Annotated in this window: 20 protein-coding genes; 12 read left to right on the top strand and 8 right to left on the bottom strand. The window is 74.5% G+C overall.

Going from position 1 to position 23,337, the window contains the following annotated elements; genetic code table 11:
- The first annotated feature begins 87 nt into the window (after nt 1–87).
- On the top strand, nt 88–1,119 hold the full coding sequence (locus QK442_RS12020) for a LacI family DNA-binding transcriptional regulator (RefSeq protein ID WP_282693885.1): 1,032 nt from the start codon (nt 88–90) through the stop codon (nt 1,117–1,119).
- An 8-nt stretch (nt 1,120–1,127) separates the two neighbouring features.
- On the opposite strand, the gene QK442_RS12015 is transcribed toward QK442_RS12020, so the two are convergent.
- Nucleotides 1,128–3,926, bottom strand: a complete 2,799-nt coding sequence (locus tag QK442_RS12015; RefSeq protein WP_282693884.1) for a glycosyl hydrolase — start codon at nt 3,924–3,926, stop codon at nt 1,128–1,130.
- A 346-nt stretch (nt 3,927–4,272) separates the two neighbouring features.
- Between QK442_RS12015 and QK442_RS12010 the strand changes: the two genes are divergently transcribed.
- From QK442_RS12010 to QK442_RS11995, 4 genes are all read left to right on the top strand, one after another.
- Nucleotides 4,273–5,577, top strand: a complete 1,305-nt coding sequence (locus QK442_RS12010) for an extracellular solute-binding protein (protein ID WP_282693883.1) — start codon at nt 4,273–4,275, stop codon at nt 5,575–5,577.
- A 637-nt stretch (nt 5,578–6,214) separates the two neighbouring features.
- On the top strand, nt 6,215–7,162 hold the full coding sequence (locus tag QK442_RS12005; protein ID WP_282693882.1) for a sugar ABC transporter permease: 948 nt from the start codon (nt 6,215–6,217) through the stop codon (nt 7,160–7,162).
- A complete protein-coding gene (locus tag QK442_RS12000; RefSeq protein WP_282693881.1) occupies nt 7,159–8,073 on the top strand; it encodes a carbohydrate ABC transporter permease in 915 nt (304 codons plus the stop codon). The genes QK442_RS12005 and QK442_RS12000 overlap by 4 nt, the downstream gene beginning before the upstream one ends.
- Before the next feature lie 54 nt (nt 8,074–8,127).
- Complete coding sequence (locus tag QK442_RS11995) at nt 8,128–9,528, top strand: GH1 family beta-glucosidase (protein ID WP_282693880.1); 1,401 nt, start codon at nt 8,128–8,130, stop codon at nt 9,526–9,528.
- A gap of 16 nt (nt 9,529–9,544) precedes the next feature.
- Here QK442_RS11995 and helR read toward each other — a convergent pair whose 3' ends face one another.
- Entirely contained in the window at nt 9,545–11,713 is a 2,169-nt protein-coding gene (gene helR, locus QK442_RS11990; protein WP_282693879.1) for an RNA polymerase recycling motor ATPase HelR, read from the bottom strand.
- A gap of 170 nt (nt 11,714–11,883) precedes the next feature.
- Complete coding sequence (locus QK442_RS11985; RefSeq protein ID WP_282693952.1) at nt 11,884–12,165, bottom strand: hypothetical protein; 282 nt, start codon at nt 12,163–12,165, stop codon at nt 11,884–11,886.
- 231 nt (nt 12,166–12,396) lie between these two features.
- Between QK442_RS11985 and QK442_RS11980 the strand changes: the two genes are divergently transcribed.
- Nucleotides 12,397–13,062 carry a GPP34 family phosphoprotein gene (locus QK442_RS11980; protein ID WP_282693878.1) on the top strand — a complete coding sequence of 222 codons (666 nt, stop codon included), beginning with the start codon at nt 12,397–12,399 and terminating at the stop codon, nt 13,060–13,062.
- 61 nt (nt 13,063–13,123) lie between these two features.
- Here the strand turns inward: QK442_RS11980 and QK442_RS11975 are convergent, their stop codons facing one another.
- On the bottom strand, nt 13,124–13,720 hold the full coding sequence (locus QK442_RS11975) for an HD domain-containing protein (protein WP_282693877.1): 597 nt from the start codon (nt 13,718–13,720) through the stop codon (nt 13,124–13,126).
- A 218-nt stretch (nt 13,721–13,938) separates the two neighbouring features.
- On the opposite strand from QK442_RS11975, the gene QK442_RS11970 reads away from it, so the two are divergent.
- From QK442_RS11970 to QK442_RS11960, 3 genes are all read left to right on the top strand, one after another.
- Nucleotides 13,939–15,519 carry a phosphodiester glycosidase family protein gene (locus tag QK442_RS11970; protein ID WP_282693876.1) on the top strand — a complete coding sequence of 527 codons (1,581 nt, stop codon included), beginning with the start codon at nt 13,939–13,941 and terminating at the stop codon, nt 15,517–15,519.
- 109 nt (nt 15,520–15,628) lie between these two features.
- On the top strand, nt 15,629–16,627 hold the full coding sequence (locus QK442_RS11965; protein WP_282693875.1) for a PAS domain-containing protein: 999 nt from the start codon (nt 15,629–15,631) through the stop codon (nt 16,625–16,627).
- Nucleotides 16,558–17,580 (top strand): ATP-binding protein, encoded by a 1,023-nt coding sequence (locus tag QK442_RS11960; RefSeq protein ID WP_349239649.1) that lies wholly within the window; start codon nt 16,558–16,560, stop codon nt 17,578–17,580. Before QK442_RS11965 ends, QK442_RS11960 begins: the two co-directional genes overlap by 70 nt.
- A gap of 23 nt (nt 17,581–17,603) precedes the next feature.
- On the opposite strand, the gene QK442_RS11955 is transcribed toward QK442_RS11960, so the two are convergent.
- Nucleotides 17,604–18,434: a hypothetical protein gene (locus tag QK442_RS11955; RefSeq protein WP_282693874.1), complete on the bottom strand. Its 831-nt coding sequence runs from the start codon at nt 18,432–18,434 to the stop codon at nt 17,604–17,606.
- Between the two features lie 230 nt (nt 18,435–18,664).
- On the opposite strand from QK442_RS11955, the gene QK442_RS11950 reads away from it, so the two are divergent.
- Entirely contained in the window at nt 18,665–19,372 is a 708-nt protein-coding gene (locus tag QK442_RS11950; RefSeq protein WP_282693873.1) for a lysophospholipid acyltransferase family protein, read from the top strand.
- On the opposite strand, the gene QK442_RS11945 is transcribed toward QK442_RS11950, so the two are convergent.
- The 3 genes from QK442_RS11945 to QK442_RS11935 form a co-directional block, all read right to left on the bottom strand.
- Nucleotides 19,332–20,414 (bottom strand): enoyl-CoA hydratase/isomerase family protein, encoded by a 1,083-nt coding sequence (locus QK442_RS11945; RefSeq protein ID WP_282693872.1) that lies wholly within the window; start codon nt 20,412–20,414, stop codon nt 19,332–19,334. The two genes, QK442_RS11950 and QK442_RS11945, sit on opposite strands and share 41 nt — an antisense overlap.
- A gap of 274 nt (nt 20,415–20,688) precedes the next feature.
- Nucleotides 20,689–21,372 carry a GNAT family protein gene (locus tag QK442_RS11940; protein ID WP_282693871.1) on the bottom strand — a complete coding sequence of 228 codons (684 nt, stop codon included), beginning with the start codon at nt 21,370–21,372 and terminating at the stop codon, nt 20,689–20,691.
- A gap of 286 nt (nt 21,373–21,658) precedes the next feature.
- Complete coding sequence (locus QK442_RS11935) at nt 21,659–22,360, bottom strand: ribonuclease H (RefSeq protein WP_282693870.1); 702 nt, start codon at nt 22,358–22,360, stop codon at nt 21,659–21,661.
- A gap of 178 nt (nt 22,361–22,538) precedes the next feature.
- Here QK442_RS11935 and QK442_RS11930 point away from each other — a divergent pair, with 178 nt between their 5' ends.
- On the top strand, nt 22,539–22,967 hold the full coding sequence (locus QK442_RS11930; protein ID WP_282693869.1) for a hypothetical protein: 429 nt from the start codon (nt 22,539–22,541) through the stop codon (nt 22,965–22,967).
- Nucleotides 22,968–22,995: 28 nt separating this feature from the next.
- Nucleotides 22,996–23,328 carry a hypothetical protein gene (locus QK442_RS11925; protein ID WP_282693868.1) on the top strand — a complete coding sequence of 111 codons (333 nt, stop codon included), beginning with the start codon at nt 22,996–22,998 and terminating at the stop codon, nt 23,326–23,328.
- The last annotated feature ends 9 nt before the right edge of the window (nt 23,329–23,337 follow it).

The following is a 23,337-nucleotide window of genomic DNA, read 5'->3' as shown; positions in this document are numbered from 1 at the left end:
CGTACGGATATCCTGGCCCCGCAACATCACGCGGTCCGTCCGGGCAGCCGCCCGCTCCCGGACCGGAGCAGATGAAGGGGGCCCGACGTGGCCGAGCAGACGACGGGGGCCCGCCCCACCCTGGAGGCCGTCGCGGCCCGTGCCGGGGTGTCGCGGGCCACGGTCTCCCGGGTCGTCAACGGCGGCGCGGGGGTGCGTCCGCCGCTGGCCGACAAGGTGCGGCGGGCGGTCGAGGAGCTCGGGTACGTGCCGAACCTCGCGGCCCGCACCCTGGTCACGCGGCGCAACGGCGCCGTGGCCGTGGTCATCGCGGAGCCGGAGTTCCGGATCTTCTCCGACCCCTTCTTCCAGGAGCAGGTCCGCGGCATCAGCCGCGAACTCACCTCCTATGACTCGCAGTTGGTGCTGCTCTGGGCGGAGGGTCCGGGTGACCACGACCGGATCGCCCGCTATCTCGCCGGCGGTCACGTCGACGGCGCCCTCGCCTTCTCCCTCCATGACGAGGACGAGCTGGCGACGGTGCTGCGCCGGGCGAAGATCCCGACGGTGCTCGGCGGGCGGCCGGCGGAAGGGATCGGCCCGGATCTGCCGTACGTGGACGCCGACAACCGCGGCGGGGCCCGTGAGGCCGTGCGGCTCCTCGTCGACCGGGGCTGCCGGACCGTCGCGCACCTCGCCGGGCCGCGCGACCAGACCTCGGCGGCGGACCGCGCCGACGGCTACCGCGACGCGCTCGGGGACCCGGATCCGGCCCTGCTGTGCCAGGGGGACTTCACGGCGGAGAGCGGCGCCCGGGCGATGGCCGAGGTCCTCGACCGGTGCCCGGGCGTGGACGGGGTGTTCGCCGCCAACGACCTGATGGCCTCGGGCGCCCTGCGGGTGCTGCGGGAGCGGGGGCTGCGGGTGCCGGAGGACGTGGCGGTGGTCGGGTTCGACGACGTGGCGTCGATCGCCGAGCGCACGGAGCCGCCGCTGACGACGGTCCGGCAGGACATCGAGGGCATGGGCCGGCTGATGGTCCGGCTGCTCATGCGTCTTCTGAGCGACCTCGGGTCCGGGGAACCGGCCCCGGACCCGCTGATCACGCCGACGACGCTGGTGCGCCGGGCCTCGGCGTAGTCGTCCGCTCAGCCGTAGGGGATGACGAGCACGGAGTCCGCCGTGCCGGTCCGGACGGTGGACGGGCCGTTGCCGATGGCGCTCCACAGCTCCAGGCGGACGGTGCCGCCGCGCAGGTCGCCGAGGGTGCCGGTGGCGGACTTCAGGCCGCGGGTCTGGTCGTAGCGCTCCCAGCCGGGCACCGGGTCGGTGGCGAAGTAGTGGTAGGTCTCGGTGCGTTCGAAGGTGCCGTCGCCGGTCAGGTCGTAGCTGATCCGGACCTGCTGGCCGAGGGCGACGTTCGTGCCCGCGTCCACCGCGAGGCGGAAGGCGGTGGCGGCGCCCGGGGTGAGGGTGCCGGTGACGTTCCGCGCCTCGTAGACGAGCGGCCGGTACGGGGTGCCGTCGTGGTTGGCGCCGTCGGCGGAGGCGATGGTGTCGCTGCCCGCGGTGGTGTCGGTGGCGGTGGTCAACTGCCCGCCGCCGAGCAGCCGGAAGGTGTCGCCGGTGCTCGGCTGGGGGCAGGCGGGTCCACCGGGCTGTCCGCAGGGGACGGTGCCGGTGCCCTTGCCGGTGGCGGTGGAACGGGCCGGTACGGAGAGGGACTTGCCGTCGGAGAAGGTGACGGTGATCGGCGTGGAGCCGTGGTTGTGGGCGGCGTAGGTGCGTTCGGTGCCCTTGAGGAAGACGGCCGAGGCCGGGATCGAGCCGGTGACGGTCGCGTCGGGGGCGCCGAGCGCGTCCAGAGTGGCCAGCCAGTGGTAGGTGTGGGCCCTGGACTCGCCGGTCTCGGGGGTGTAGTCGCCGCCGGAGGCGTCCCACCGGCCCTTGGCGCGGGCCGGGTCGGCGAGCGCCTCGAACTCCCAGAGGATGTCCCGCCATTCGACGGCCGGTCCGCCGTTCTCCCGTTCCATCTCGGCGAGGTTGCGCCGGATCGCGGGCTTGTACGCGCCCATGTGCAGCGAACCGCCGGCGGTCACCGGGAGGGTGTTGATGCCGTGGATCTCCTCCGGGTTGGCGGTCCACCAGGTGGCGTACGCGGCGCCGCTGCCCCACACCATGCCGGCGGTGTCGTGGGTGAAGGAGCCGGGGAAGACCTGCTGGTCGGCGTCGAACCAGTACTGGGCGATGGCGTCGGACTCGGTGGCCAGGAGGTAGCTGCCGAGGTCGCGCAGGCCGGTGTCGCCGGTGGCGGAGCCCCACAGGACGAGGGCGGCGCTCAGGTTGGTGGACTCGGAGGACGACTCCTGGTTGTTGCCGGCCGCGAAACCGGAGTGGCCGGAGGCCCAGCTGTGTCCCGCGTAGACGTCGAAGCCGCGCAGGAAGGGGAAGGCGGAGTCGGTGCGGCTCGGGTTGGCGACGTCCCGGACGAGGGTCCGCACCATGCCGCCCCAGGCGGAGTCGGCGGCCCATGCCTGGTCGTACTGGGCGACGATCGCGGCGGCGTACACGTAGTAGCCGTAGTGGAAGTGGTGGTCGTTGAGTTCGGTGTCGCTGCCGTAGGAGGCCGGGTAGCCGATGAGGGTCTTCCAGGTGCGGTCGTACGAGAACTCGCTCGCGCCTCCGACCGTGAACCACTCCTGGAGGCGGCCCTTGAGCAGGCCCAGGAGCCGGTCGCGCAGGGCGGTGTCGCCGAGCTGCTCGGCGAGCGGGACGAGCTGGGCGAGCCGGCCGAGGGCCTTGCCGGTCCAGTACGTGTCGGTGGCGCCGGAGAAGGGGTCGGCGGCGTTCACCACCTCGTTCAGGTAGCCGCGCAGCCGTGCCTGGTCGACGGCGCCGGTGGCGGGCAGGGCGGGCAGGACGGCGGCCTGTCCGCGGCCTGTGGTGAAGGAGCGGCCCTCGCGGACCTTCATGGTGCCGCGCGGGGAGACGTAGGTGTACGGGGTGAGGGGGTCGGCGGAGTTCAGCCACTGGTGGCGGTAGAGGGCCTGGAGGGTGCCGGTCTCGGTGCCCTCCTTCGCCTCGGTGGTGAGGGTGTACGTGGCGTTCACCCGGCCGCCGGCGGCCGACCAGGTGACGCGGGAGCCGGTGACGAAGCTGTAGGCGTAGCGCCGGTAGGTGGCGAGGGCGTCGGGGGAGGGCAGGACGGCGACGGAGAAGTAGTCCTTGCCGCCGAGGCCGGCGGTGAGGGTGGTGCCGGAGACGTTCCAGTCGGTGCCGGTGGGGGCGAAGAGGGCGTAGTGGTGGCCGGCGACGGTGATGCCGAGGACGTTGCCCTGGTCGGCGAAGACGGCGGGCGTGGAGGCGGTGGTGATCCGGGCGTCGCCGCCGGTCCCCTTGGCGTACACGAAGGGCAGGCCGTGGCCGATGGTGGTGCGCAGGGTGCGGGCGCCGTCGGACCAGAAGGGGGTGACGGTCCAGTCGGACCAGTCGTCGGCCCGGGTGTCGGGCGCGTTGAGGCCGGTGAGGCCGAGGGTGAGGTCGGCCTTGTGGGGGAACTCGTACTGGCGGCCGTCGCCGACGATCGCGGGGGTGGTGGGGTAGCCGATCTGCAGGCCGCCGGCGACGGCCTGGTAGGTGAGCGGATGCCCGTACATGGGGGTCGAGTACGGGTTGTCTCCGTAACGCTGGAAGGCGAGCGAGGACCACCAGTCGTTGGTGGGCACGGGCCGGCCCTGGGCGGCGGCGGTCACCTTGGGGGTGACCGGGGTGCCGGTGTGGGTGGTGGGTCCCGAGGTCCCGGCGGGGCGGGTGTCGGAGTAACCGCCCGCGCCCACGGGGACGGTGGCGGCGGAGGCGGGGCCGGCGGCGGCCGGGACGAGACCGGCGGCGGCCAGAGCGGCGGCGAGGACCAGCGACGCGGCCGGTCGGGAGCGGGGAGCTGACACGTACAGCACCTCGTTGGCTCGGTGGAGGGGTGTGGGGGTCGTGCACAGTGCCCTGAGAGCGCTCTCAGCAGTGCGCAACGTAAAACTCCCGAAACCTGGGCGTCAAGAGAACGGGCAGGAGTGGGAGTTGGGCCGCCGACGCCGTACACGGGCTTCGATTCCGAGCTGTTACGCCTTCGAGTCTTGACGGGGGGCGGGGAGTCGGGGCACGCTCCAGACCGTTTGTGAGAGCGCTCTCAGAACACTCTCGGGCTCCCGGGACCGCCCGGCGCCGCCCATCCCCTTCCCTTTCCACCCCTTCTCCTCCGTTCCCCTCCGACCCGCCCGACGCCAAGGGAGCCCGTCCATGCCCATCACCAGAGCCGCCACCCAGGCCGCCCTCCGCCTCGGAGCGGTCGCGCTCGTCGGTTCCCTGCTCGCCGCCTGCGGATCCGGTTCCTCCGGCACCGACTCCGGCAAGGCGGGCGGCAAGGTCACGATCACCGTCGACCTCTTCGGCTCCTTCGGCTACAAGGAAGCCGGCCTCTACGCCGAGTACGAGAAGCTCCACCCGGGCGTCACCATCAAGCAGACCGACACCGAGGACGAGGCCGACTACTGGAAGTCGCTCCAGACCCGGCTCGCCGGCGGGGGAGGCCTCGCCGACGTGCAGGGCATCGAGGTCGGCCGGATCGCCTCCGTCACCCAGCAGCAGGCCGACCGCTTCGAGGACCTGCGGAAGTACGGCGCCGAGGAGCTGAAGGCCCAGTTCGCCGACGCCAAGTGGGCCGCCGCCACCGGGAAGGGCGGCGAGGTCCTCGGCCTCGGCACCGACGTCGGCCCCGAGGCCATGTGCTACCGCACCGACCTGTTCGAGCAGGCCGGGCTCCCCACCGACCGCACCGAACTGGCCGAACGCTGGTCCACCTGGGACGGCTATCTGGAGCTCGGCAAGCAGTACAAGGCCAAGGCCCCCGGCAAGAGCGCCTGGCTGGACAGCGTCGGCAGCCTCTTCTCGATCATGATCGGGCAGGAGAAGGAGCGCTACTACGACGCCTCCGGCGCGCTGATCTGGGAGACCAACCCCGCTCTCAAGGCCGCCTGGGACGCCTCCGTCGAGGCGAGCGGGGCCGGCCTCAGCGCCAAGCTCGACCAGTGGTCCCCGCAGTGGAACCAGGCCTTCGCCGCCGGCTCCTTCGCCACCCTCCCCTGCCCCGCCTGGATGCTCGGCTACATCAAGGGCCAGGCCGGTGAGGCCGGCAAGGGCAAGTGGGACATCGCGACACTGCCCGGCGGTGCCGGCAACTGGGGCGGCTCCTACCTGGCGGTGCCGCGCGCCGCCAAGAACAAGAAGGAGGCGTACGAGCTGATCAAGTGGCTCACCGCCCCGGAGCAGCAGGCCAAGATCTTCGCCAAGCAGGGCAACTTCCCCTCCGCGACCGGCGCCATCGCCGAGGTCGCGGACACCACGGACCCCTACTTCAACGGCGCGCCCATCGGGAAGATCTTCGGCGACGCGGCCAAGGCGGCACCGGTGCAGGTCCTCGGCGTGCACGACCAGAACATCAGCCAGCAGATCACCAACGCGCTGAGCGAGGTCGAACGCAAGGGTCTCGCCCCTGAGAAGGCCTGGGAGAACGCGAGGAAGGGCGTCGCGAACACCCTCGGCTGATGCCGGGCCGCCGCCGGGGCCCAGGCCCTCGGGCCGGTCCCGACGCCCACGGACGCCGTCCGCCGCCCATCCCTCGACGGGCGCCGGGCGGGGTGTCCGGCGGACGCCCCGCCCGGCGCCCGGTATCCGCGCCAGGCCCGGCGGGCCCCCGGCCGTCGGACGGCCCGCCCAGCGGGCTGGGTACCCGGCCCTGCAGGCGCCGGATCCGAGAGGCACACCTCCCCGCCAGGGCCCCGACCCGGCGGGCACCCGGCCCGCCGGACGGGCAGCCCAGCGCCGGGCGTCGGGGCCTGGCGCCGGGTCCGGCCCGTGCCAGGACCCGGCGGCGTACACGCCCCGCCGGGGCGGACGTCCCGGGGCCGGCCGGCACTCCTCCCGACAAGTCACCAGCCCGCGACGGGCACCCGCCCGTCTGACGACCCGCCCAGCGCCCGGTCTCCGCTCCGGCGGACACCAGGCCCGAAAGGCGCCCCTCCTACCAGGGCGGGGCCCCGACAGGCACCCGCCCGCCCGCCGGACGGCCGCCCGGCGCCGGGTCCGGCCCGCGCCAGGGCTCAGGGTGCCCGCCCTACCGGGGCGGGCAGCCCGGGCCCGGCAGGGCCCCCTCTCCCGTCACCCTCTCCCGAAGGGCCGCACCGTGACCCTCGCCGCACCGGCGAAAGCCGCCTCCGCTCCGCGCCCGCCGGGTGTCCGGCGCGTGTGGAGCGTCCTCTCCCCGTACACGTACGTCGCGCCGTTCTTCTCCCTCTTCGCCGCCTTCGGTCTCTTCCCGCTCGTCTACACGGCGTACGTCTCGCTCCACCGGGTCGAGCTGCAGGACCCCGGCACCATGGAGTGGCGCGGGCTCGGCAACTACACCGCCCTCTTCGGGGACGAGTTCTTCTGGACCGCGCTGCGCAACACCTTCGCCATCGGGGTGCTGTCCACCGTGCCGCAGCTGGTGATGGCGCTCGCCCTGGCGCACCTGCTCAACCACCGGCTGCGCGGCCGGACCTTCCTGCGGACGGCGATGCTGCTGCCGTACGCCACCTCGGTCGCCGCCGCGACCCTCGTCTTCGCCCAGCTCTTCGGGCGTGACTTCGGGCTCGTCAACTACGTCCTCGGCCTCGCCGGCGTCGAGCCGGTCGACTGGCAGTCCGGGACCGTCGCCTCCCAGATCGCGGTCTCCACCATCGTGGTGTGGCGGTGGACGGGGTACAACGCGCTCATCTACCTGGCCGGCATGCAGTCCATCCCGTCCGAGCTGTACGAGGCGGCCGAGATGGACGGGGCCTCCCGGTGGCGGCAGTTCTTCCACGTGACGCTGCCGGGGCTGCGGCCCACGATCCTGTTCACGGTCGTGGTCTCCACGATCGGCGCGACCCAGCTCTTCGGCGAGCCGCTGCTCTTCGAGGGCTCCATGTCGGGCGGCATCTCGCACCAGTACCAGACCCTCGGCCTCTACATGTACGAGCAGGGCTGGGGCTTCTTCCACCTGGGCCGGGCGGCCGCGATCGCCTGGGTGATGTTCCTGCTGATCGTGGTGCTGGTCGGGGTCAACGCCCTGATCGCGCGCCGCCGTTCCCGCAAGGAGGCCGGCCGATGACCGCGCTCGCCGACCCGCCCGCCGCACCGGCCTCCCCGGCCGTCTCCCCCGCCCGGCGGGGCCCCGGCCGCCGGCGCCGCTCGGGCGCCGGACGGACGCTGAAGGCCGGCCCGCTCGCGTATGCCGTGCTGATCCTGGCGGTGCTCGTCTCGGCCTTCCCCTTCTACTGGACGATCGTCGCCGCCAGCCGCTCCAACGCCGACCTGGCCAAGGTGCCGCCGTCGCTGGTGCCCGGCCCGCACCTGATCCGGAACTTCGAGGCGGTCCTCGAAGAAGCGGACATCGGCAAGGCGCTGCTCAACTCCCTCATCGTGTCCGGGTCGATCACCGTGGGCACGGTGCTGTGCTGCACGCTCGCCGGGTTCGCCTTCGCCAAGCTCCGCTTCCGGGGCCGGGGCGCGCTGCTCGCCGTCACGGTGGGCACGATGATGATCCCGCCGCAGCTCGGTGTCATCCCGCTCTTCATGCTCATCGCCGAACTCGGCTGGGTGAACCAGCTCCAGTCGGTGATCCTGCCGGGTCTGGTCTCCGCCTTCGGGGTGTTCTTCATGCGCCAGTACCTGGTGCAGTCGCTGCCCGACGAGCTGATCGAGGCGGCCCGGGTGGACGGCGCCTCCACGGCCCGGATCTTCTGGTCGATCGTGGTGCCGATCGCCCGCCCCGGCATGGCCGTCCTCGGCCTGCTCACCTTCATGGCCGCGTGGAACGACTTCTTCTGGCCGATCGTGGCGCTCTCCTCGCAGGAGCCGACCGTCCAGGTGGCGCTCCGTCAGCTCGGCGGCGGGTACGTCCACGACCAGTCGGTGATCATGGCGGGCACCCTGCTCGGCACGCTGCCCGTGCTGCTGGTCTTCGGCCTGCTGGGCCGGCAGATCGTCGGCGGCATCATGCAGGGCGCGGTCAAGGGCTGAGCCCCGGCCCCCTCCCCGTTCTTCTTCCTCTTCTCTTCCTGGAGTCACCTCCTCATGACCGCTGTCGACGCACGCCCCGAGTCCCCCGCGACGCTCCGCTTCCCGGAGGGCTTCCGCTGGGGCACCGCCACCGCCGCCTACCAGATCGAGGGCGCGGCCACGGAGGACGGCCGGACGCCGTCCATCTGGGACACCTTCAGCCGGACTCCGGGCAAGGTCCGCAACGGCGACACCGGTGACATCGCCGCCGACCACTACCACCGGATGCGCGAGGACGTCGCCCTGATGCGGGAACTGGGGGTGACGGACTACCGGTTCTCGGTGGCGTGGCCGCGCGTCCAGCCGACCGGCCGGGGGCCCGCTCTTCAGAAGGGGCTGGACTTCTACCGGCGGCTCTGCGACGAGCTGCGGGAGGCCGGCGTCCGGCCGGTGGCGACCCTGTACCACTGGGACCTGCCGCAGGAGCTTGAGGACGCGGGCGGCTGGCCGCGCCGGGAGACCGCCGCCCGCTTCGCCGAGTACGCGGGGATCGTCGCCGGGGCGCTCGGCGACCGGGTGGCGACCTGGACGACGCTGAACGAGCCGTGGTGCTCCGCCTTCCTCGGGTACGGGAACGGGGTGCACGCCCCGGGGCGGACCGGCGACGCGGACGCGCTGCGGGCGGCGCACCACCTCAACCTGGCGCACGGCCTCGCGGTGGGGGCGCTGCGGGCGGCGCTGCCCGCCGGGTCCGAGGTGTCGCTGACGCTCAACCTGCACGTGGTGCGGGCGCTGACGGAGTCGGCGGAGGACCGGGACGCGGCGCGCCGGATCGACGCGGTCGCGAACCGGATCTTCCTGGACCCGGTCTTCCGGGGCCGGCTGCCGGAGGACCTGGTGGCGGACACCGCCGGGGTGACGGACTGGGGGTTCGTACGGGACGGGGACCTGGCGGCGGTCGCGGCGCCGATCGACTCGCTGGGCCTGAACTACTACTCCCCCACGGTGGTCGCCGCGGGCTCCTCGGAGTCGCCGTCGCCGTGGGCGGGCGCGGAGCGGCACGTGCGGTTCGAGCCGGCGCCGGGGCCCCGGACGGCGATGGACTGGCCGGTGGACGCGGACGGGCTGTACGAGCTGCTGACGCGGCTGCGCGACGAACTTCCGGGCACCCCGCTGGTGATCACCGAGAACGGGGCCGCGTACGACGACTACGCGGACCCGTCCGGGCAGGTGCACGACCCGGAGCGGGTCGCGTACCTGCACGGGCATCTGGCGGCGGTGCGCCGGGCGATCGAGGACGGCGCGGACGTGCGGGGCTACTTCCTGTGGTCGCTCCTGGACAACTTCGAGTGGGCGTTCGGGTACAGCAAGCGGTTCGGGATCGTGCACGTGGACTTCGCGAGCCAGCGCCGGACGCTCAAGGACAGCGCCCGCTGGTACGCGGGGGTCATCGCGCGGGGCGGGCTGGCGTCCTGAGCGACCGGGCCGCCGCTCAGGCGGTGGTGAGGACGGCGAGGCGCTGGGTGGCGCGGGTCATCGCCACGTAGCGGTCGACGGCTCCCTCGATGCCCTCGCCGTACTCCTGCGGGTCGAGGAGGACGACGAGGTCGAACTCCAGGCCCTTGGAGAGTCCGGGGGTGAGCGCCCGGACCCTGGGCCGGCCGCCGAGGTCCGGGGAGGGCGCGCCCGGGGCGGTGATGACGCAGGCGACGCCGTCGGCGTGCTCGGCGAGCCAGGTGTCGAGGATCGTGTCCAGTTCCGCGGTGGTGCCGTGGTGGACGGGGATGCCGGAGGCGCGGACCGAGGTGGGGACGTTGGCGTCGGGGAGGGCGGCGCGGATGACCGGCTCGGCCTCGGTCATGACCTCTTCCGGGGTGCGGTAGTTGATGCTCAGGGAGGCGGTCTCGATACGGTCGAGGCCGACGCGCTCCAGGCGCTCGCGCCAGCTCTCGGTGAAGCCGTGGCGGGCCTGGGCGCGGTCCCCGACGATGGTGAAGCTGCGCGAGGGGCAGCGGGCGAGCAGCATCTGCCATGCGGCGTCGGTGAGTTCCTGGGCCTCGTCGACGACGACGTGGGCGAAGGGTCCGGCGAGCGGGTCGGTGCCGGCGGCGGGCAGGCCGTCCTCGTCGACGAGGGTGTCCTGGAGGTCCTGGCCGAGGAGCATGGTGACGGCGCCCTCCCCGTCGGCGTCGGCGCGGACGATGTTCTCGATGACGCCGGCCATGCGTTCGCGTTCGGCGGCCAGGGCGGCGTCCTTGCGGCGCTTGCGGAGGCCGGCCTCGGGGTCGCCGAGGCGGTGCCGGGCGGCGTCGAGGAACGGCAGGTCGGAGTCGGTCCAGGCCTGGGCGTCGGCGCGCTGGAGGGTACGGACCTCGTCGCGGTCGAGCCAGGGGGCGGCGAGCCGCAGGTAGGCGGGGACGGTCCACAGGTCGCCGACGAGGTCGGTGGCGTGCAGGGTGGGCCAGTGGCGGTCGAGGGTGGAGACGAGGTCGGCGTCGTGGCGCAGGGCCCGCTCGAAGAGCGCGTCGGGGACGTCGTGTCCCGCCTTCTCCTTGAGGATCTCGACGAGTTCGTCCCAGATGACCTCGCGGGCCTCGTTGTGCGGGGTGCCGGGACCGGGGGCGTCGAAGGCCTCGGCCCAGTCCTCGGCGGTGAGGCGGACGTCGCACCAGTCGGTGGTGACGCGGGTGGTATCGGCCGGCGGCTCCTCGTAGAAGCGGACGGCCTTGTCGATGCCCCGGACGAGCTCGGCGGAGGCCTTGAGCCGGGCGACCTCGGGGTCGGTCTCGGGACGGGCGACGGCGCTCTCGGGGACGAGGTCGCGGACGGTGCAGGTGCGGACGCCCTCCTCGCCGAGGCTGGGCAGGACGTCGGCGACGTAGTTCAGATAGGGCTGGTGGGGGCCGACGAAGAGGACGCCGCCGCGCCGGTGCCCGAGGCGGGGGTCGGCGTGGAGGAGGTAGGCGGTGCGGTGGAGGGCGACGACGGTCTTGCCGGTGCCGGGGCCGCCGTCGACGACGAGCGCGCCCCGGGAGCCGGCGCGGACGATGGCGTCCTGGTCGGCCTGGATGGTGGTGAGGACGTCCCGCATCCGCTCGGAGCGGTGGGTGCCGAGGCTGGCGATGAAGGCGGACTGGTCGTCGAGGGCCGCGTGCGCGTCCAGGCCGCCCTCGGTGAAGACCTCGTCCCAGTAGTCGGTGATACGGCCTCCGGTCCAGCGGTAGCGGCGGCGGCTGGCGAGGCCCATCGGGTGGGCGTGGGTGGCGGCGAAGAAGGGTTCGGCGGCAGGGGAACGCCAGTCGACGAGCAGGCGGCGGCCGGTGTCGTCGGTGAGGCCGAGCCGGCCGATGTAGACGGGTTCGGTGCCGTCGGCGGCGACGATCCTGCCGAGGCAGAGGTCGAGGCCGAAGCGGCGCAGGGCGCGCAGGCGGGCCGAGAGGCGGTGGACCTCCAGGTCGCGCTCCAGGGCTTCGCGTCCGGCGCCGCCGGGGGCGCGGCGGACGGTGTCGAGCCGACCGGAGAGGTCGGCGACGGTCCGGTCGAGGCTCTCCGCGAGGGCGGCGAAGTGCTTCTCGTCGTCGGCGATCAGCGCGGGGTCGGCCTTGGCGGCGAGGCGGTCGGGAAGTTCGAAGGGGCCGTTGCTGCGCAGAGGCGTACGCACGTCGGTGAACTCTCATTTCGGCAGGTCGGGGCGGTCGGCCTGCGATTGTGCGGCATCGAGGGGGCCTTGCCGCAAGGCCCCCCGTGCGCTATACCTTGAGAGTGGCGGGAGGTGTCCCGCCTTTCTCATGTCCTCTCCTCCGCACCCCTCAGCGGGCTCCCCGCGCCTCTTCAGCGGGAGTCGCCGGACCAGTCGAAGCGCGCGGGATCGCCCGGCCGCGGACCGTAGACCGCCTTTCCCCCCGCCCCGTAGCGCCCCAGCTCCGTCTCCAGGACGGCGCCCGCGCGTATCTCCTCGCCGGTCCAGTCGGTCACGTCGAGCAGCAGTCCGTCGAGCGGCCCGCCGACCAGCTCCGCGTAGGTGCGCCCGGGGCGCGGCCCGGGGTTCGGGTCGTCGTGCTCCTGGCCGTAGACCCGGCCCCTCAGCAGTTCCTCGTCACGGTCCCCGCCCATGCCGCCGTCCTTCCCCCTGTCCCCGGGACTGTCGCTCTGCCTGTCCATGGCCCCAGCCTGACAGCCGCCACTGACAACGGCCCGTCGGCCGCCCCGCCCGGACGTCCCCGGTGCGGGCGTGCCCGGTGCGGGCGTGCCCGGTGCGGTCGGGGAACCGGACGGGCCGTCAGACCGTCCTCAGGGGAGAGCCGCCGGGGCCTGTCCGGCCGCCTCCCCACCAGGAAGGACGCCATGACGATCACGCTCGCCGAGGAGATCACGCTGCTGTCACTGGACGACGAGTCCGGGGAGGCCAAGGAGCGGCAGGCCGCCTCGTGGGCGGTGGCGGGCGGGATCCTGCTGGACCTCGCGCTCGCCGGGCGGGTGTCGGTCGCCGGCGGACGGCTGACCGTCACGGACGGAAGCCCCACCGGAGAGGCCCTCCTGGACGAGCGGCTGGCGCTGATCGCGGCCTGGGCGGAGCGCCGGAGCAGGGCGCCGAAGGTCACGGAGTGGCTGACGAAGGACCAGGGGAAGGCGCCGGCCGCGACCGTCGCGCGCCTCTGCGAGCGGGGCCTGGTCGTGAAAAAGAAGCGCCGGGTCCTGGGAGTGTTCCCGGTCCGGCGCTATCCGGAGGCGGACGGTTCGGCCGAGCGGGAGCTGCGGGAGCGGCTGCGGTCCGTGGTCCTCGACGGTGCCGCGCCGGACGAGCGGACGGCCGGGCTGATCGCCCTGGTGCACGGGGCGAAGCTGCACCGGCTCGCCTTCCCCGGGCAGTCGCGCAAGGAGGTCGCCGCGCGGATGGAGAAGCTCGCGGAGGGCCAGTGGGCGGCCGAGGGGGTCCGGGAGGCGATCCGGAACATGCAGGCGGCGATGGCCGCGGTGACGGTGGCCGCGGTCGTCGCGGCCACCGGCTGAGAGGCACCGGCCGAGAGGCACCGGTTGAGAGCCACCTGCGGAGAACGGGCGAGCGGGGCGCTCAGGTCACCGCGTGGCCGTACGCGGCGGCCAGGGCGTCCAGTTCGGGGTCCCCGTACAGGCGGCGGAGGGACCGGAAGACACCGGCCTTCTCCTCGCCGAAGCGGCCGATCCTCACCTCGAAGCTGTCCGCGGAGACGAACCGCGGCGGGGTGCTCTTGCTGTGGAACTTGTCGGCGTACATGACCATCCGCTCCTCCGGCGTGACCGGCACGTAGTCGGCGGGCGGGAGGGGCAGGCCCTGGGTGAGGACGTCCTCCTGGGTGAGGCCGACGCCCGTGTGGCAGGAGCAGAAGCGGCACAGGGTCTCGGGCAGGCCCTCCTCCGCGAGCAGGGCGTGGCCGAGGACGCCGTGGGTGACGTACGAGGAGCCGTCGATCCGTCCGGCGGCGTCGTACAGCCGGTAGACGCCGATGTCGTGCAGCAGACAGCCGGCGCGGACCAGGTCGGGGTCGACGTCCGCGCCGGAGCGGGAGATCACCTGGTCGGCGATGGCGGCCACGATCTCGCAGTGGGTGAAGACGAGTTCGAAGGCGGCGTCGCTGGGGGCGTGCTTCCGGTGCAGTGCCCGGATGTCGTCGTACGAGGGGATCTCCACGCCGCAAGGATAGCGGCGGCGGGTCCCCTCCCCCGCGGGTACGCCGGGCGGGTGACATCCGGGGGCCGCGCCCACCGGCGCGACGGCCGCCGGGGACAGTAAGGAGGGCGGGGCTTCCCCGGCTCGCCGTCCCGTGTCCGAGCTCTCGTCACCGCCGGGAAAGCGGCGGCGTATCGGCTGTGCACCCCGCTTGTCCGTTCCGTCGACGGGAGGCTTCCTTGCAGCGCACGTTCCGCTCCCTCCTGGCGGTCGCCGCGGTCCTGTCGGCCGCTTCCGCGCCCCTCGCCGAGGCCCGCCCGGCCCGTCCCGCCACCGCGGCCGACCACCCGGTGCACGGCGCCACCCGCGTCACCAGCGCACCGGCGTCGGGCGTGACGCTCACCTCGCTCACGTACGGGCGGCAGGACGCCGACCACGTGTGGACCGTCCAGGTCGGCCTTCCGGACCGCCCCGGCGGGCCGCTCGCCGGAGCGCCCCTGGCCCTCGGTCCCCGCCCGACGGCGCTGGACGTGGAGGAGGCGCTGCGCGCGGGGGGCTTCGAGCCGCGCGTCGAGGCCGTCACCACCCCGGCGTACGCCGACCGGTGGCCGGGGGTGCTCGGCTGGACGGTGCGGACGGGGCGGTACGCGGAGGAGGCCGGGGCGGTGGAGCTCGCCGGCCGGCTGCGGGCGGCCGGGTTCACCGCCCGCACCCGGTACACGGCGCAGGACGGCACCGACGACGAGGCACCGCAGCGCGTGCACGTCCTGCGGATCGACCTCGACGCCTTCGGGGGCCGCCTGGAGGTGAGCCACGGGCCCGCCCTCCACGGCACCGAGAAACTGACCGGCCTGATCGGCGCGGAGGGCGCCGTCGCCGGCATCAACGGCCAGTGGTTCTACGACAACGCGCCGAGCGGTCTGTACGTGAAGGACGGCAGGCTCCTCGGCTCCGCCACCCAGGGCCGGGCCGGCATCCGGCTTGAGGACGGCGGGCGTTCCTTCTCCGTCGACACGTTCACGGCGGAGCTCACCGTCACGGCGGGCGGCGAGACCGTGGAGGTCGACGGGGTGAACCGGCTCCCCGGCCGGATCTGGAACTGCGGCGGGGTGGGCGGCGACCTGCCGACGCAGCGGCCCCAGCACGACCTCAGGTGCACCGACCCCAGCGAGCTGGTCCGGTTCACGCCCGAGTGGGGCGCTCCCCCGGCCGGTCCCGGCGCGGAGGCCGTCCTCGACGGCCACGGCCGGGTGGCGGCCGTCCGCGCCGAGCGCGGTGCGCCCGTCCCGCCCGGCGGCTCGACGCTCCAGGCCACCGGCGACAGCGCCGCCTGGCTGCTGCGGACCGTACGGGCGGGCAGCACGCTCCTCTTCGAGGAGCGGGTACGGGACGGCCGGGGTCTGCCGGTCGCGCTCGGGCCCGGTACGACGATCCTCCAGGTGGGGCCCGCCCTGGTCCGCGACGGCCGGGTGGCGGTGAACGCGGTGGGCGACGGTGTGGTCCGCGACGGCCCCGACCAGTCGTTCACCTACGACTGGACGGTCCGCGCCAACCCCCGCTCCATGATCGGCGTGGACGACCGGGGCCGCCTGATGCTGGTCGTCGCCGACGGCCGCCGCCCCGGGGTCAGCGAGGGCCTGGGCATCGACGGCGCCGCCCGCCTGATGCGGGCCCTCGGCGCCCGGGAGGCCCTGAACCTCGACGGCGGCGGGTCGAGCGTCCTCGCCACCGCGACCGGCCTCGTCAACCGCCCCTCCGACGCCGCGGGCGAACGCGCCCTCGGCACCGGCCTGCTCCTCCTTCCCCCGCGCCTCCGCTGACCGGGGCGGCAGGGGGAACGGCGGCGGAACGGGGCGCGGCGACAGGCGGGGGTCTGCCGGAGCGGTCAGACTGGGCCTGGACCAGGTGTCGAGCTCCGGCGGTGCGCACATGTTCGAGGACGTTCCCTCCGTGCTCGACGGCGCCGTCCTCGACACGGTGTTCCGGCAGTCCGAGGTCGGCCTGCACGTGCTCGACCGGGACCTGCGGCTGGTCCGGGTCACCGGTTCGGCGCCCGCGATGCGGGACATCGCCGAGGAGGACCTGCTCGGACGGCCGGCGGTGGAGGTGTACCGGGCCTTCGGCGTCGACGTGCGGGAACACGTGCTCCGCGAGGTCCTCGACGGCGGCCCGCCGAGGCGGGACGTCCTCGTCCCGGGCCGGCTGCCGCACGACGCGGACCACGAGCACGTCTACTCGGTGTCCGTGTACCCGCTGCGCGCCCCCGGACCGGACGGCGCGGAGCGGCCGTCCCCGGGTCTCGTCGTCACCGTCATGGACGTCACCGAGCGGATCCGCGCCGAGCAGCGGCTCGGGCTGCTGTACGAGGCCCGGGAGCGGATCGGACGGACCCTGGACGTGGAGCGGACCGCGCGGGAGCTGGTCGAGGTGGCCGTGCCGGGCTTCGCGGGCTCGGTCGTGGTCGCCCTGACCGACGCCGTGCTGCGCGGCAGGCCGCCGGAGCTGCGCCGGACGGGCGAGACCCCGCTGCTGCGCTGCACGGCCGTGGGAAGCGCGGGGGACGCCGCCACGGGCGGGCCGCTGCCGGGGCCTGGGGCGGTGCTGCTGCCGGGGCTGTTCGGCGAGCGGATGCCCGACGAGCCGGGAGCGCCCGTCCTCACGGGCGGGGACGGGCGCTCCCGGCTCGGCGTCGTCCCTCTGTCCGGCGCCCCGGTGGCGCTGCTGGCCGGCCAGGTGGAGCGGCCGGGGCTGAGCGCGGTGGCAACGACGGCCCTGCTGCGGACCGCCGTGTACAGCGTCTCTGATCAGCGTGATGCCCCCTCATGTCGCTCAGGGATGCGAGCTGATCGCCTCGTGCCCTGGTACCGACGGTTGGAGCCGTCGGCCCTCGTGGCCCGTCCCTCCGGACGCTGGTCGGCGAGGTCGTAAGACCTCGCCGAGGAGGGAACCCCGCGTCGCCTGGGCGCCGGGCGCATGGATCACATCCTGTCACGAAATCACTACGGAAGGCAATTGAATCGGGCACCCTTATGACGCTCGACCTCGCCCCGCACGAACTGCTGGCGCGGCTGCACACGGTGACCCGGCGTCTCGCCCGGGAGCAGGCGGGCGACCACGAGGTGGACGAGCCCGCCGCGAGCTGCACGATCGCCGTCCACGACCCGGTGACCGGGCGGCTGGAACTCGCCAGGGCGGGCTCCTCGCTGTGCGTCGCCGTGCGGCCGGACGGCTCGCTCGACGCCGGCCTCGTGGAGGAGGGCCCGCTGCTCGGCGGCGACGGACCGCCCTTCGCCTGCTCCTCCCACCTCCTGCCGGAGGGCACCACCCTGTGTCTGGCCTCGTCCGCGCCCGCCGGGGACCCGCCGCCGGGGCGGGTGGCGGAGGCGCTCGCCCACCCCGGCCGCGGGCCGCACCCCATGGCCGACGACCTCGCGGCGCTGCTGGCGCCGGAGCGGGTCCTGCTGGTGGCCAGGACGCTGCGGCTGCCCGCCGGTGACGTCGCCGAGTGGGAGGTGCCGCGCGAGCTGCCGGCGGTGGCTCCGGTACGGCACGCGGCCGAGCGGCGGATCCGGGAGTGGGGTCTGGGCGTCGACCCGCTCACCGTCGAGCTGATCGTCAGCGAGCTGGTCACCAACGCGGTCCGGCACGGCGCTCCGCCGATCGCCCTCCGGCTGCTGCGGGGCGAGTCCACGCTCACCGTGGAGGTGCGCGACGGCGCGGCGACCGCCCCGCACCTGCGGCACGCGAAGGCGGGCGACGAGGGCGGTCGCGGCCTGCACATCTGCGCGACGCTGGCGGAGGCGTGGGGCGTCCGGTACGAGACGGGCGGCAAGACCGTGTGGGCGGAGGTCGCCCTGGAGGGGCCCGGCCCCGCGGACTGACGCGGGGAGGCCGCTACGGATCGTCAGGCGGGGCCGTAGGACCGGGGGACGAGCGGCCCGGCGGCGTGGGGGGCGGGGGCGAGACCGAAGCCGTGGGTGGCGGCGACGGCCCGGATGTGGTCGGCGGAGAGCGAGCCGTGCCGTTCGAGGACGAGCGCGGGCAGACCGGAGCGGGTGTGCCCGGCGGTGCGGTGGAAGGACAGGACGCTGACGGAGGTCGGCCGGTGGAAGGGGTGGCGCCGGCGGGCGGCCTCCTCGTCGGCGTGGGCGAGGATCCTGACGCCGGGCTCGGCGCCGAACTCCTCGGCGAGGCCGTCGGCCCGCCAGTGCGCGGGTTCCCCGTCGCGGCCGGGGCGGGAGCGGTGGGCGGAGGTGACGGCGAGGAAGTCGCCGCCGGTGAGCCCGAGCGCCGCGCCGAGGAAGGCGTGCGAGGGGCAGCGGGTGCCGGGGGCGAGGACCCGGACGGTGCGGACGCCCCCGTCGTCGGCGGCGAGCGTGCCGGGGACGCGGTCGGAGGCCGGGCCGCGCAGGCCGATGGGCCCGAGGCCGAGCAGCTCCTCGGTCAGGGACCGGACCTGCTGCCAGGGCACGTCGTCGGGGAGCCGGGTCCAGTCGAAGGCCGACGGGATGCGCTCCGGGACGGTGAGGAGGCCGGGGGTCCGTCCGGCCGGGCGGCCCTTGATCCGGTTCACGCGCTCGACGGTGTCCCGGTCGGGGCGGAAGGCCAGCGCGTAGACGTTGCCGAAACCGTGCGCGACGGCCCGCCCTCCGGCGAGCGCCGCGGCCGCGTCGCGTACGTCCTCCGGGTTGTCGAGCACCAGGGTCCTCACCGCCGTGGCCTGCTGAACGCTCACGGGAACCACCTCCGCGTCTTCGCCGTGTGATCGTTTTACGCGTGCAACGACCCAGCGCTCCCGGGGTCACCCGAACCGCTCCTTCGGCCCACGCCTCGCGGTGGGGCCGGGGCGGCGGGCCGGGTACGGGGTGAGTACCGGATGAGTACGGGCGCCCATGCCGGAGGCGGGGGCTCCGGCCGACGATGGGCGGGCCGTCGTCGTACCGCTCCCGGAAGGTGGGCCCGCCCGTGCTCAGTCGTCTCGCCGCGCATCTCGTCCCGTTCTTCGGGCGGTTGACCGTGACCGCGGATCCCGGCGCCCGGATCGAGCCGGGCAGCATCATCGTCGTCAACCACACCTCGCTCGCCGATCCGGCGCTGGTCCTCGCCGCGCTGCGGCGGCGGCTCGCCGTCGAGCCGGTGCTGCTCGCGGCGGCCGGACTGTGGCGGGTGCCGGGGCTGGGGGCGGCGCTGTCGCGGGACGGGTACGTGCCGGTGCACCGGAACACCGCGCACGCCTCGACCGCGCTGGACCGGGCGGCGGTGGCGCTCGCCTCGGGAAGGCCGGTGATGCTCTACGCCGAGGGGCGGATACCTCCGCGCCGGGAGGCGTCGGAGGCGCCGCCGGAGGAGTTCAGAACCGGTCTGGCGCGGCTCGCCGGGGCGACGGGCGCGCCGGTGGTGCCGGTCGGGCAGGCCGGGGCGCGGCGGATCACCTCGGGCGGGACGGCGAAGCAGATCGCGGGGGTGCTGACGGCCCCGGTGCGGCGCCCGTGCCTGCATGTGCACATCGGGGCGCCGCTGCGGCTGCCGGAGGACGTGTCGGCGGCGACGGCGCTGGCGCACGGGGCCGTCACGGAGGCGTGGCGGACGGCGGCGCTGGCGCTCGGCGAGCCGGCGGCGGGGGCGGCGCCGGTCAGCCGGCGAGGCCGAGGTCGCCGCCGGGCGGGGGCGTGAGGTAGCGGGCCACGTCGGCGTCGGTGACCTCGGCGAGGGCCGCCGGCTTCCAGTGCGGGTCGCGGTCCTTGTCGACGACCTGGGCGCGGATGCCCTCGACGAGGTCGTGGCTGGTGAGCGCGGCGCAGGAGGCGCGGTACTCCAGGTCGAGGACGGCTTCGAGGGTGTCGAGGGCGCGGGCCGCGCGCAGCACGGCGAGGGTGGCCTTGAGGGCGGTCGGGGACTTGGCGAGGAGGGTGGTGGCGGTCTCCTTGGCGGCGGGGACGCCGGAGTCGAGGAGGCGGTCGACGATCTCCTCGACGGTGGGGGCGGAGTAGCAGGCGTCGATCCACGCGCGCTGCTCGGCGAGGACGCCGGGGCCGGGGGCGGTGGTGTGCCGGGCCAGGGCCTCGTCGGCGGGGAGGCGGGTGAGATCGTCGGCGAGGGCGTCGAGGGCGGCGGCGGGGACGTGGTGGTCGGCGAGGCCGGTGAGGAGGGCGTCGGCGGCGCCGACCTGGGTGCCGGTGAGGGCGAGGTGGGTGCCGAGTTCGCCGGGGGCGCGGCCGAGGAGCCAGGTGCCGCCGACGTCGGGGACGAAGCCGATGCCGGTCTCGGGCATGGCGATCCGGGAGCGTTCGGTGACGACGCGGACGGAGCCGTGGGCGGAGACGCCGACGCCGCCGCCCATGACGATGCCGTCCATGAAGGCGACGTACGGCTTGGGGTAGCGGGCGATCCGGGCGTTGAGGCGGTACTCGTCGGCCCAGAAGGCGGCGGTGGCGGTGCCGCCGGCGCGGGCGTCGTCGTGGATGGCGCGGATGTCGCCGCCGGCGCACAGGCCCCGCTCTCCCGCCCCGCGCAGGACGACGGTGGTGATCGCCGGGTCGTGCTCCCAGGTGGTGAGGGCGGCGTCGAGGGCGCGGACCATGGGGTGGGTGAGGGCGTTGATGGCCCGGGGCCGGTCGAGGGTGAGGAACCCGGCCCGTCCCTCGGTGCGGAGCAGGACGTCCGTGTCCCGGGCGGCGGGGGCAGGGGCGTGGTTCTCGGCGGGCACGGCGGTCACTCGGTCCTTCCCGGGGCACGGCACTGTCTCGTGGCCCACGCTACCGGGCGGGGTCCGGGGGCCGACAGGCGCGGGAAGTCCGCGACGCCGAGGGCGGGGAGGGAGAGAAAGAGAGGGAGGGGGCGGGAAGGACTCACCCGCTTCTCGCGGATCCTGATTGCACGGTGCGCGGGCCTCGCAGACCGCTACTCCGTGTCCTCACGCGGAGTCCTTCCCGTCACTTCCATGGAACCACCCCTGGGCGCCGCCCGCAGTACGGGCGGCGCGGGGCGGGTCAGGCCGGGAGGAGGTCCTGGAGGACCCGGCTCCGGCGGGGGGTGCTCAGACGCAGCTCGATGATGTCCCGGACGGTGGGCCACTCCTCGTCGAGGATCGAGTAGAAGGCCGTGTCCCTGACGGCGCCGTCGAGGCCGCGCGAGTGCGCCCGGCGGATGCCCTCGCAGGTCGCGCCGAGGCGTTCGATGGCCACGCGCGAGCGGGTGTTGCGGGCGTCGGCACGGAGCGTGACCCGGCGGACGCCCCAGGTGTCGAAGGCGTGGCGGAGCATGAGGAGCTTCGCCTCGGTGTTGATGCCGGTGCCCCGGGCGTCGCCCGCGATCCAGGTGTTGCCGATCTCGGCGGCGTCGGGGACCGCGGTGAGCGGGTCGCCGTGGGGGCGGCCGGTGAGCGGCGGCCAGACCAGCGGTCCCCGCCAGTAGTCGAGTTCGAGGAAGCGTGTGGAGCCGATCACCCGGTCGTCGGCGGTACTGACCAGGGCGAAGGGCAGACAGCGCCCGGCGGCCTGTTCGGCCAGGGCGCGGGCGATGTAGTCGAGCGCGGATTCCAGGCCCTCGGGCACGGGAGTGAAGGCATAGGCCGATCGGTCCGCCTCGCCGGCCCGGGCGAGGGCTTCGGCGTGCCGCATCGCCAGCGGCTCCAGGCGCACGGAGCGCCCGGTCAGGAGAACAGGTACTGGCACGGAACCTCGGGTCTTTCACGGGCAGGGGTCACTTCCGCCACGACGCTGTGCGCCGGAAGTGAAGGGGGAATCTCGCCGGGTGCCGATGCACGTCGAAAGACGTCGGATGAGCAGGCAAAACGGTTCGTCACCAGGTGCGAGGAGGAACAGTATGCAGCCACAACAGCTCTGAGAACAGAACCTCGGGAGAACCTGGATCCACGCACGGGTGAAGCCTGCCGGAGGGGTCCGGAAAGCGGTCTCAGGGGGCGGACGGGGGCGCCCGCCCCTCGGACGGCCTCAGGGCTCAGACGCAGGTGGGGTGCCCCCAGCCCTCCGCGTTCTTGGCGATGGTCTCCCCCTTGTCATAGGCACGCCCGCAGCGGCAGCGGCCGGCAAACCTGGCCTTCAGGGTGCCGCCGGACGGGCGACTCCGGCGGGCACCGGCCCGGGTGGATCCACCCGGCGCGGAGGAGCGCGTCCGGGGCGCGCGGGAAGCGGAGGCGCGCGCGGCGGCGGGCTCGGGGTCGGGCAGGGCGGAGCCGGCGTCCGAACCCAGGGGCTCCTGGGTACGGGCGCTGTGGCTGGCGGCCCGGTCGGCGGCGTCGTTGAGGGGGTCGCCGTCGGCCTGGTGCGCGGGGGTGTAGACGAAGTCGATGTCGCGCCCGGTGAGCAGGGCGTCGATCCGGACGACGAGGTCCTTGTTGGCGACCGGGGTCCCGGCGGCGGTCTTCCAGCCCTTGCGGCGCCAGCCGGGCAGCCAGGTGGTGACGGCCTTCATGGCGTACTGGGAGTCCATCCGGATCTCCGCGGGCACAGCGGGGTCCAGGGTCTCCAGGAGCCTTTCCAGGGCAGTGAGTTCGGCCACGTTGTTGGTGGCGCGGCCGAGCGGCCCGGCCTCCCAGCGCTCGACGGTGCCGTCGGCCCGGCCGATGACCCAGGCCCAGGCGGCGGGGCCGGGATTTCCCTTGGACGCGCCGTCACAGGCGGCGATGATCTTCTCCAGCATCCTTCGATCCTGACACGGCGGGGGGTGTGCTCCGGGCCGCCGCGAGGGCGCTTCCGGGGTCGCCCGGCCAGGTGGGAGCGGGCTCCCCCGTGCCACGGGCTGTCGGCGGTTCCCCGTAGACTCGCCGTCTGCCCGCCGGTGGCGGCACCGGCCCAGCTGACAGGAAGCGACGGACCCCATGAACCACGCGGACGGCACCGCACCGATCTACGCCCAGCTCATACGGGAGCGGGGGGACGTTCCCGGTGACGTGCGCCAGACCGCGGAGGAGGTGCTGCGGGACCTGAGCCGGTACATCAAGATCCCCTCGCCGGCGCAGCAGCCCGTGGGGGTCGGAGCTCCGGCGGGCATGCAGGGGCTCCAGGGGATGCCCGGCCGGCCGGGCGTGCAGGGCCAGCCGCCGATGGGCCAGCCGGGGCAGCCCGGAATGCCGGTCCAGGGTCTGCCGGGGGTTCCCGGTCAGCCGGTGCCGGGTCAGCCCGGGATGGCGGGCCCCGCCGGTCTGCCGGCCCCGGCAGGCATGCAGGCCCCCGGTCCTGTGCCGGGCCAGGGCGGGCCGGGCGGGCACTCCGGGGTCGTCGCGATGCGTTCGCTTCAGCAGGGCTGAGCCGGTGGCCGCCGGAGAAGTCCGGGCCGTGACGAGCCACTGCTGCGAGACGATGCGCAGGCAGATCGAGCACCACTGCGACGACCACGCCGACGCGTACGACTGTCCGGACGCGGTCGTCGCGTTCAGCACCCGCTTCCAGGAGTACGGGCTCATCATCCACGACGGTGGCAGGTCGAGCTTCGGCATCGCCTTCTGCCCCTGGTGCGGTAGCCGCCTTCCCGAGTCACAGCGCGACCGGTGGTTCGAGGAGCTGGAACGGCTCGGCCTCGACCCCTGGGAGGACGAGGTACCGCCCGCATACGAGGACGACCGCTGGCTCACGGGGGCCGGGCCCTCGGTGGGACCCGCCGCAGACTGACCGGACGGG

Source organism: Streptomyces sp. CC208A (assembly GCF_030010625.1).
Classification (GTDB): domain Bacteria; phylum Actinomycetota; class Actinomycetes; order Streptomycetales; family Streptomycetaceae; genus Streptomyces.
The sequence above is the reverse complement of the archived record's forward strand: the minus strand, read 5'-3'. Positions and strand labels throughout refer to the sequence as shown.